1 protein-coding gene is annotated in these 1979 nt (G+C 49.1%); it reads left to right on the top strand.

What is annotated here, in order from left to right; all coding sequences use genetic code 11:
• Positions 1-634: 634 nt before the first annotated feature.
• On the top strand, positions 635-1979 hold a 1345-nt coding region (locus C0081_RS18130; RefSeq protein ID WP_146006494.1), incomplete at its 3' end, for a hypothetical protein.

A 1979-nucleotide genomic window follows, 5' to 3' on the forward strand; every position in this document is an offset into this window, starting at 1 on the left:
TCCTTACTCATTTGGGTGAGATAACGGTCTGACGCCTGTTCTTTCCATGTTGCCATGGTGATCGGATCAAGCGCGGCGTCACAGCGACCGCTGCGCTTGATCCGACTTCACCTTTTCCATTGGCCTTTTCTTGTGGGGTGATTTTCAAATCCAACCGGTCCCCCGCCAAGGTGGTCGGATCGGTTGGATTTGGAGAGCCATTGCAAATGGCCTGCACAAGCGCCGGGGTTTTTAGGGCATGCCCAATGGCACCCTGAACATGTCGTGGGACGGCAGGAAAAGAGCTCCGAGAAAAACGCCGCCGAGGGTTTGTCTCGGGCCTGTCGGGTGACGCCCAAGATTGCAAAGACGTGGCGAACGTTTCTTTGCTCTGGCTGAAGGCCCCGGAAGGGTTTGGGAAGATGGCATGCTTCCCAAGCGACGAATTTCGGCGCCGGGGTCTTGGGTCTCCCAAGCGAGCGCAAGTGACAGAAAGCGGATACGCGTCTGTCACTTGCATAGTGAGTAACCCTCCAAACAAACCTGCAGAAATCCAACATGTCAGCTTGAGGCACTTTTTTTGAACTTTCCCCGACCAGATGCGGTCGCGGACGTCATTTCCCTACGTGTGAAGATATTCTCAAGGGAGGTTCAAATGCCACATTCCGTGGTCTTGCGTTTTGATGGAGTGGTGCCGGTCGATGCCAAACGCATACTGATGCATGCGCAAAGAAGGGGTGGAGATGTTGACCATTGCGATCTATCACGCAGCGCAGATACGGTTTGCTTTGATGAAACTGGCGAAGATTTTTCAAAGCGGTTACGCGATAAAATCAAGGATATTGCTGAAGTCAATCTGAAGAATAACCTTGAAGCCCTTGCCCTTTTAGGAAGAAATAAGGACCGTAAGAAACGAGCAGAGCTTGGGCTTATAGACCCCTATCGAGCTTCAAAATATGGACCGGTTCGCGAAGCAATTTTGACTGCGAACCAGACCTATTTTCTCGCAGATGACGATGACCCCTATCCCTACATTGCTCACAAAACGACCGAGCTTGGCGACAGAATTGAGGTTCGACTGAGCAGAAAGACCATTGCCCAGTTTCGGGAAAAAGGGCGTGAATTTTTTGAAAAGTATTTTCCAGAACAGGTTTTACATTTGCGGCTTGATATGGATGAAGAGGTTCCGCACTTCCATGCCGTGCTTTTTATCACAAAAGAAGTGGTGTCCCAAAGACGCGGCAAGCAAGTCATGCTTCAGCCAAGTGCCAATCCGCTGATAGCCTCCTATGAACATGCGCAGGATGTCGCCGGTGATTTTTTCAAAGATATAGGATTGCAGCGCGGTGAACGCAGCGCACAAGCAAGGCGCGATGCAAAAGAACAAGGTCAAGTGCCGCCGGACAAGCGAAGCCACACAAAAGCTCAAGCTTATCGGGATGACCGCGCTGAAAACATCACAGTACGAGAAGCCAGATTAGTGAAGAGAGAGCGCCTGCTTGATCAACGTGAAGCCAATCTTGAGGTCAGAGAAAGAGAGAGCATTGCCGCAGAAAAAAATATTATCGCTAGAGCAAATGAAGAAGCTGCAGTGGTTATAGAGAGCGCTCAAAATATACATGCAACTGTTGATGCTCAATTGGCCGCGATCGAGGCGAAATCAGATGACCTAATATCCGTGGTTGAGAAAGATGGCGTTGAAGAAATTGTATTTTCTGATCACGCAACCTCTGAACAAAAGCAATCAATTTTGGAACGCATTTCCCGGTCCGCTCCTGCAGCTTTGAAAATAGTAAAGCTTGTTTCAAAAAGGGTTCAAGAAATCCTTGAGCGTGCAGAAAACCGAGCTAAGGTTCTCGTTAGAAATGCTGAAGCTCGTGAAGATGCAGCTAGAAGAAACCAAGTATCTACAACTTCTTCATTGACCGCAGTGTTGGGCATATCGAGCGGAGTACTTAAGTTTGATGAGACGCAATTACCCGGGAAACAATTCAGTGCCG

This window comes from Cohaesibacter celericrescens (genome assembly GCF_002866925.1).
In the GTDB taxonomy this organism is placed as follows: Bacteria; Pseudomonadota; Alphaproteobacteria; order Rhizobiales; family Cohaesibacteraceae; genus Cohaesibacter; species Cohaesibacter celericrescens.